This is a genomic window from Streptomyces palmae (assembly GCF_004684805.1).
Classification (GTDB): Bacteria; Actinomycetota; Actinomycetes; order Streptomycetales; family Streptomycetaceae; genus Streptomyces; species Streptomyces palmae.
Genome location: NZ_SRID01000339.1, coordinates 1 through 7,467 on the forward strand (window position 1 = coordinate 1; position 7,467 = coordinate 7,467).

7 protein-coding genes are annotated in these 7,467 nt (G+C 71.1%); 5 read left to right on the forward strand and 2 right to left on the reverse strand.

Annotated elements, in window-relative coordinates; all coding sequences use genetic code 11:
* Nucleotides 1-365: 365 nt before the first annotated feature.
* From E4099_RS25950 to cseC, 4 genes are read left to right on the forward strand one after another with little or no spacing between them, the layout of a single operon-like run.
* The gene (locus E4099_RS25950; protein WP_135341541.1) at nt 366-923 is read left to right on the forward strand and encodes a SigE family RNA polymerase sigma factor; all 558 of its coding nucleotides are present in this window, start codon (nt 366-368) and stop codon (nt 921-923) included.
* Complete coding sequence (locus tag E4099_RS25955) at nt 911-1,657, forward strand: hypothetical protein (RefSeq protein WP_245245175.1); 747 nt, start codon at nt 911-913, stop codon at nt 1,655-1,657. The genes E4099_RS25950 and E4099_RS25955 overlap by 13 nt, the downstream gene beginning before the upstream one ends.
* A gap of 7 nt (nt 1,658-1,664) precedes the next feature.
* Nucleotides 1,665-2,357 carry a two-component system response regulator CseB gene (cseB, locus tag E4099_RS25960; RefSeq protein ID WP_135341542.1) on the forward strand — a complete coding sequence of 231 codons (693 nt, stop codon included), beginning with the start codon at nt 1,665-1,667 and terminating at the stop codon, nt 2,355-2,357.
* Between the two features lie 30 nt (nt 2,358-2,387).
* Nucleotides 2,388-3,689: a two-component system sensor histidine kinase CseC gene (cseC, locus tag E4099_RS25965; protein WP_135341543.1), complete on the forward strand. Its 1,302-nt coding sequence runs from the start codon at nt 2,388-2,390 to the stop codon at nt 3,687-3,689.
* A 138-nt stretch (nt 3,690-3,827) separates the two neighbouring features.
* On the opposite strand, the gene E4099_RS25970 is transcribed toward cseC, so the two are convergent.
* Nucleotides 3,828-5,456, reverse strand: a complete 1,629-nt coding sequence (locus tag E4099_RS25970) for an MDR family MFS transporter (RefSeq protein WP_135341544.1) — start codon at nt 5,454-5,456, stop codon at nt 3,828-3,830.
* A 245-nt stretch (nt 5,457-5,701) separates the two neighbouring features.
* Between E4099_RS25970 and E4099_RS25975 the strand changes: the two genes are divergently transcribed.
* Entirely contained in the window at nt 5,702-6,298 is a 597-nt protein-coding gene (locus E4099_RS25975; protein WP_135341545.1) for a TetR/AcrR family transcriptional regulator, read from the forward strand.
* A 210-nt stretch (nt 6,299-6,508) separates the two neighbouring features.
* Here E4099_RS25975 and E4099_RS25980 read toward each other — a convergent pair whose 3' ends face one another.
* Complete coding sequence (locus tag E4099_RS25980) at nt 6,509-7,240, reverse strand: M23 family metallopeptidase (protein ID WP_135341546.1); 732 nt, start codon at nt 7,238-7,240, stop codon at nt 6,509-6,511.
* Nucleotides 7,241-7,467 lie beyond the last annotated feature (227 nt).

Sequence of the window (7,467 nt, forward strand, 5' to 3'; positions counted from 1 at the left end):
GCCCCAAGCGGCCCGGTCCCCGCCCGATCCCAGCCCCAAGCGGCCCGATCGGCACCCGATCCGCCCCCGAAGCAGTGCGATCGAGCAGTCCGATCCCCGCTCGCCGCGGCCTGACGATCCGCGGCGAACGCCCTCCTGTGACAGACCTGTGACAGACCCCGCACCAGACCGGCACAGACGGCCGTTCCGACGCGCGCTGTTACACAATCTATGGCTGGCTGTGCAGGCTCCGCAGTGCTGCTGTACGGAAGCCCGCAACAGCCCCTCCGTAGCGTCCTTCCCGTGCCGTCGAACCGGCGGCACGGCGCGCGCCGTACGACCGGCGGCGCGTGACGTGGGGAACGCGTGGAATGGAGGGCTGCGGGATGGCCAGCAGCGGCAAGGTTCTTGATTTCGAGGAGTACGTACGGAACCGGCAGGACGCGCTGCTGCGCAGTGCCCGCCGTCTGGTCCCGGACCCGATCGAGGCCCAGGACCTCCTCCAGACCGCGCTGGTGCGCACCTACGGCCGCTGGGACGGGATCGCCGACAAGTCGCTGGCCGACGCGTACCTGCGCCGGGTCATGATCAACACTCGTACCGAGTGGTGGCGTGCCCGTAAGCTCGACGAGGTGCCCACGGAGCAGCTGCCGGAGGCCCGGGTCGAGGACGGCACGGAGCAGCACGCGGACCGTTCGCTGCTGATGGACATCCTGGGCGTGCTCGCACCGAAGCAGCGCAGTGTCGTGGTGCTGCGACACTGGGAGCAGATGAGCACGGAGGAGACGGCGGAGGCCCTGGGAATGTCCACCGGTACGGTCAAGAGCACCCTGCACCGGGCACTGGCCCGGCTGCGGCAGGAGCTGGAGAGCCGTGACCTGGACGACCGTGCCCTGGGTCGGCGCGGAGCCGAGGATCGGGGGCAGGATCGGTGCGCGGCCTGACCCAGGCCACTTCCAGCAGGACCGTCCTGATGATGGGCGGTGCCGTCGCCGCGCTCGCGGCGGCCGGCGGACTTGTGCTGGCCGGCTGCGGTACGAGCGGCGACGGCGTGCGCAAGGAGGGGCGGGCGCGGGCCGCGAAGCCTTCCGGCTCGGTCCCCGAGAAGTACGGTTCCGGCGCCGCGGCGGACCAGTCGCCCTCGACGGGGGCCCGCTCGGCGGAGCCGGTGACCCCGCGCGCGGCGAAGGTGAACGCCGCCCAGTTGGTCAAGGGCGATCCCAAGGTCAAGCCGGAGCTGCGGGCCAGCCTCAAGCCCTGCGCGGGCAACGAGTACCCGGTGAGCGTGACGTACGGGGCACTCACCGGGAAGACCGCGACGGATGTCGTGGTCACCGTGATGAGCTGCGGCGATGCCATGGGCCTGGGCTCGTATGTGTACCGCAAGCAGGGCAACGGCTACGAGAACGTGTTCACGGACGAGCGCGCGCCGCTGATCGCGGACGTGGACAAGCAGGGCCGGCTGACGGTCACCGAGCTGTCGTACGAGTCGAGCGACGCGATGTGCTGCCCCTCCGGCGAGAACCTCACCGTCTACAACTGGTCCAAGGCCCAGGAGAAGTTCACCGTGGCCTGGCGCACCCGCACGGACTACACCAAGGACGTGCCGGAGGAGCCGGCGGAGCCGAAAGCGGCAGCCCCCTCCCGACCTGTGCCCGACAACGGAACGGAAGGCTGACACCTCGGTGGCCAACACCCATGTGCTCTTCGTCGAGGACGACGACGTCATCCGCGAGGCCACCCAGCTCGCGCTGGAGCGCGACGGCTTCCGGGTCACCGCGGTACCGGACGGGCTGGCCGGCCTGGACGCCTTCCGCGCCAGCCGGCCGGACATCGCGCTGCTCGACGTGATGGTGCCGGGCCTGGACGGGGTCAGCCTGTGCCGCCGGATCCGCGACGAGTCCACGGTGCCGGTGATCATGCTGTCCGCCCGCGCCGACTCCATCGACGTGGTGCTCGGTCTGGAGGCCGGGGCCGACGACTATGTGACCAAGCCCTTCGACGGCGCGGTGCTGATGGCCCGGATCCGGGCGGTGCTGCGCCGCTTCGGGCATGCCGCGGGCGGCGCCGACGCCGCCGGGGAGCCGGACGGCGGGCCGCTGCGCTTCGGCGACCTGGAGGTGGACCCGGAGGGCATGGAGGTACGGAAGGCGGGCGCCCCGGTGGCGCTCACGCCCACCGAGATGCGGCTGCTGCTGGAGTTCTCCGGGGCGCCGGGCACCGTGCTCTCCCGCGACCGGCTGCTGGAGCGGGTGTGGGACTACGGTTGGGGTGGCGACAGCCGGGTCGTGGACGTCCATGTGCAGCGGCTGCGCGGCAAGATCGGCCAGGACCGGATCGAGACCGTCCGCGGCTTCGGCTACAAGCTCAGGCCGTGACGTGAGGAAGAAGCTGGTGTTCCGCCCGCGATGAAGAAGCTGGTGTTCCGCTCCGGTCTGCGCTGGAAGGTCAGTCTGGCGATCGCCGCGGTGAGCGCGATGGTGGCGGTGGCCCTGAGCCTGGTCGTCCACAACGCCGCCCGGGTCTCCATGATCGACAACAGCCGCGATGTCATGAACCAGCGCCTGATGGTCGCCCAGACCTGGTACGAGAAGAGCGGCATCTCGCAGCTGTTCAACGCCAAGGTGGACGATCCGAAGCTGCCCGAGCCGCTGAAGAAGGAGGCGGCCCGCGGGCTGCGCGCCACTTATGTGGACGACTCGGGCCCCGGCGCCCCCGAGGTCTGGGCCTCGGTGCCGCTGCGCGACGGCAAGGTGCTCTCCTCACACGGCCGCTTCGAGGACCGCTTCCAGGTGCTCAAGGACCTCGACCGGGCGCTGATCATCGGCTCCACCGCGGTGGTGCTGGGCGGCATCGCGCTGGGCCTGCTCATCGGGGACCAGCTCTCCCGGCGGCTGCGCAAGGCCGCGATGGCCGCCCGCAAGCTGGCCCAGGGCGACTCCGAGGTCCGGGTGCGGGACGCCATCGGCGGCCGGGTGCAGGACGAGACGGACGACCTGGCCCGGGCCGTGGACGGCATGGCCGAGGCGCTCCAGCAGCGGCTGGAGGCCGAGCGCCGGGTCACCGCGGACATCGCGCACGAGCTGCGGACCCCGGTGACCGGGCTGCTTACCGCCGCCGAACTGCTTCCCCCGGGCCGCCCCACCGAGCTGGTACGGGACCGGGCCCAGGCGATGCGCACCCTGGTGGAGGACGTCCTGGAGGTCGCCCGGCTGGACGGCTTCGCGGAGCGCGCCGAGCTCCAGGAGATAGCCCTGGCCGAGTTCGTGGCCCGCCGGGTCCGCATGGTCGCCCCGGACGCCCAGGTCACGGTGGTGCGGGACGCCTTCGTGAGCACCGACCCGCGGCGCCTGGAGCGGATCCTGGGCAATCTGCTCGCCAACGCCGCCAGGCACGGCAAGCCGCCGTTCGAGGTGACCGTGGAGGGGCGGGTGCTGCGGGTGCGCGACCACGGCCCGGGCTTCCCGGAGGCGCTGCTCAAGGACGGTCCCAGCCGTTTCCGCACCGGCAGCAAGGACCGTGCGGGCGACGGCCACGGCCTGGGCCTGACCATCGCCGTCGGCCAGGCCCGCATCCTGGGCGCCCGGCTCACCTTCCGCAACGCGGAGTCGCTGGAGGAGGAGCAGGGAGGCGCGGTCGCCGTGCTCTGGCTCCCGGAGTCGGCCCCCACCAACACCGGCAGCTTCCCGGTCATCCAGGTCCCGGACTGACCCGCCCCGCGGCGGGGGTGGCGCCGTACGGCACCGCCTGCCCACCGAGGCGGCCCCCGCACGACCGCGGGGGCGGGGCCCGTACCTCCCCCGGTACGGGCCCCGCGTAGGGGACCGGCTCCCCTGCTCGTACCGGCGTCAGACGCGCGCCGTCCCACCGGCCGTGGCCCGGTCCGAAGCCACCGCCCCGGCGTCCGCCTCGCGGGCATCCGCACTCCCGCCGGCGGGTCCGGCCACTGGAGCGACCTCCCCCGCACGAGCCGCAACCGCTCCCCCGGCCCCCTCCGCGCCGCGCGCCGCCACCGGCTTCTGCGGGCCGCCGCGCAGCGGCACCTCCTTGACGAACCAGGCGGCGGCGAAGGCGATCAGGCTGATCAGGGTCCCCCAGAAGAAGACCTGGTGGGTGCCGTCGGAGACCGCGTGGAGATAGGCGTCCTTCACCGCCGCGGGCAGCTTGTCCAGCTCGGACGGGTCCAGCCGGGCACCCGAGCCGACCTCCGCGCCCTTGGCACCCACCCGATCGCTCATGGTCTCCTTCACCTGGCGGGTGAAGAGCACGCCGAAGATCGCCACACCGAAGGAGCTGCCGATGGTGCGGAAGAGGGTGGACGAGGAGGAGGCCACGCCCATGTCCTTCATCTCCACGCTGTTCTGCGCGATCAGCAGGAGCATCGGCATCAGCAGGCCCATGCCGGCGCCCAGCACCGCCATGTGGACGCCCGAGGTGAAGCGGCTGGTGCCGGTGTCCATCGTGGCGAGCAGCAGCAGACCGACGGTCATCAGCGCCCCACCCGCGATGGGGAAGACCTTGTACCGGCCGGTGGCGGTGGTGATCCGCCCGACGATCAGCGAGAAGGCGGTCATCCCGATCATCATCGGGAGCAGCAGCAGACCGGAGTTGGTGGCCGAGGCGCCCTGCACGGTCTGCTGGAACAGCGGCAGGAAGGTCATCGCGCCGAACATCACGAAACCGGTCAGGAAGCCGACCAGGATGATCAGCGAGAAGTTGGCGTCGCGGAAGACGTGCAGCGGCAGCACCGGTTCGGCCGCCCTGCGCTCCACGGCCACGAAGGTCACCAGCGCGGCGACACCGAGGACGCCGAGCCCCAGGATCTGGGCCGAGATCCAGTCGTACTCACCGCCGCCCCAGGTGGTGATCAGCACCAGCGAGGTGATGCCGATGGCCAGCAGACCGGCGCCCCAGTAGTCGACGCGGGCGGTGGACTTCCGGGCCGGGAGGCGCAGCACCGTACCGACCAGCGCGAGCGCGACCGCGCCGACCGGGAGGTTGATGTAGAAGCTCCAGCGCCAGCCCCAGTGGTCCGTGATCGCGCCGCCGATCAGCGGTCCGCCCACGGTGGCGAAGGACATCACCGAGGCCATCATGCCCTGGTACTTGCCCCGTTCCCGGGGCGGGATCAGCTCGCCCATGATCGCGAAAGCGCCGACCATCAGCCCGCCGGCGCCCAGTCCCTGGACAGCCCGGAAGCCGATCAGCTGGCCCATCGTCTGGGACATCCCGGAGAGCGCCGAGCCGAGCAGGAAGAGCACGATCGCGGTGAGGAAGACGCCCTTGCGCCCGAACATGTCGCCGAGCTTGCCCCACAGCGGCGTGGAGACCGCGGTGCCCAGGGTGTAGGCGGTGACCACCCAGGACAGGTGGTCCATGCCGCCGAGATCGCCGACGATGGTGGGCATCGCGGTGCCGATCACCATGTTGTCCAGCATGGCCAGCAACATCGCCGTCAACAGCGCGAACATCACCATGCGCGCATTGCGCGGCACCCCTCCGGCCGCCGCCCCCGCAGCCTCCGCCTGCGTTTCCTCGCCCCTCGGCGGGCCCGATGCCGCCCGTGCTGCCTGAGACATTTGGTCACTCCCCGTGGAAGATGGCTGGTGCTGGGTACGCAAGGAAGGAAGCCCCACCCACTTACTTGCCGCCCGGCTAGTTCGTACAGTGGGGACGGTAGAGGCGGCCCTAGCCGGTCGTCAAGTAAGTAGGGAGAGTGCACGTGGTCAGCACGCAGTCGCGCCGGGGCGATACCCGCCAGCGCATCCAGGACGTCGCCCTGGAGCTGTTCGGCGAACGCGGCTACGAGAAGACCTCACTCCGCGAGATCGCCGAGCACCTCCAGGTCACCAAGGCCGCGCTCTACTACCACTTCAAGACCAAGGAAGACATCCTGATCAGCCTCTTCCAGGACCTGGGCAGGCCACTGGACGAGCTGATCGCCTGGGCCGAGGAGCAGCCGCGGACCCTGGAGATGAAGAAGGAGCTGGTACGCCGCTACAGCAAGGCGCTGAGCGGCGCCGCCCCGCTCTTCCGCTTCATGCAGGAGAACCAGGCCACGGTCCGCGAGCTGACGGTCGGGGAGAGCTTCAAGGAGCGCATGCTCAAGCTGACCGACCTGCTCAGACTGCCGGAGGGGGAGGCGGGCCTCACCGACCAGATGCGGGCGTTCACCGCACTGTTCGCCCTGCACGCCGGGATGTTCGCGCTGAACCACGTCGAGGGCGACCTGGAGGACAAGCGCCAAGCCGCCCTCGAGGTCGCCCTCGATCTGCTCACCCAGGCCCATGCGGGCCACCCGGTGAACGGGACCCACTGAGCCCCACGGCCGCCCGCCGGCCCGCCGGCGCGGCTGACGGGCCGGGGCGGGCGCCGGCACTACGAGCAGCGGCCGAGCGCTCCAGGCGCTCGGCCGCTGCTCGTCGTACTGGGCACCGTCCGGTCGGACGCGGGGCGCCGGGCTCACCCGGCCACCCTCCGATCAGGGCTCCAACTCAGGGCTCTGCTCAGGGCCCCGTCGGGACTCCGGTCAGAGCCCCGCGCCGACGCTGCGCAGGAAGTTGACCGGGTTCACGGCCGAACCGTAGTTCGGGGTGTTGCGGACCTCGAAGTGCAGGTGGGGGCCAGTGGAGTTACCGGTGTTACCGGAGAGGCCGATCTGCTGGCCCTTGGACACCGCCTGGCCCACGTACACCTTGATCTTCGACAGGTGCGCGTACTGGGTGTACATGCCGTTCCAGTGGCGGACGACGATGGCGTTGCCGTACGCCGGACCGTCGCCGCCGCCGTTCGGGCCGGCCTTGACCACGGTGCCCGCGTGCGCGGCCTTCACCGAGGTACCGGTCGGCACCACGAAGTCCTGACCACTGTGGTTGTGCGCCCAGTGGGTGCCGGCGAGGCCGAAGGTGGAGCCGAGGACGTAGTCGTTCACCGGCGAGGTCCAGGTGCTCTTCGGCTTGCTCGGCTTGTGGTGACGGTGCCCGTCGTCGCGCTTGGCGTGGCGGGCGGCCTTCTTGGCGGCCTCGCGCTTCTTCTCCAGGTCGCGCTGGGCGTCCCGCTTGTGGTGATGGCCGTCGGCCTGCGCCCGCACCGAGTGGGACGCGGCCGCCGCCGAGGGGCCGGACGTCGACGAGCCGGAGTCCGCGGCGAGCGCCACCCCGGCACCCAGCGCGACCGATGCCGCGACACCGGCGCCGACGATGGCGGCACGGTTGCGCAGGACAGCGGTGAGCGCGGTACGAGTCGTGGTGTGCTTCGTCATCTGCAAACTACCTCTCGGTGCATCGGGAGCTCCTCGGCGCGAGACCTGGGAACCTTCAGAACCTGAATGCCGTCCCGGCTGTGCACCGGAGCGGCCATACCTTGGTAACCCGCCATCGCCGCCCAGCCAACCCCCCTTCCTACTAGGCGCTCTCGTAGCGGAAGCACGTCCGAGCAATTCCGCACCGCCCAAATGCGGGCACCCCGCAAAACGCCCCGCCGCCCCAT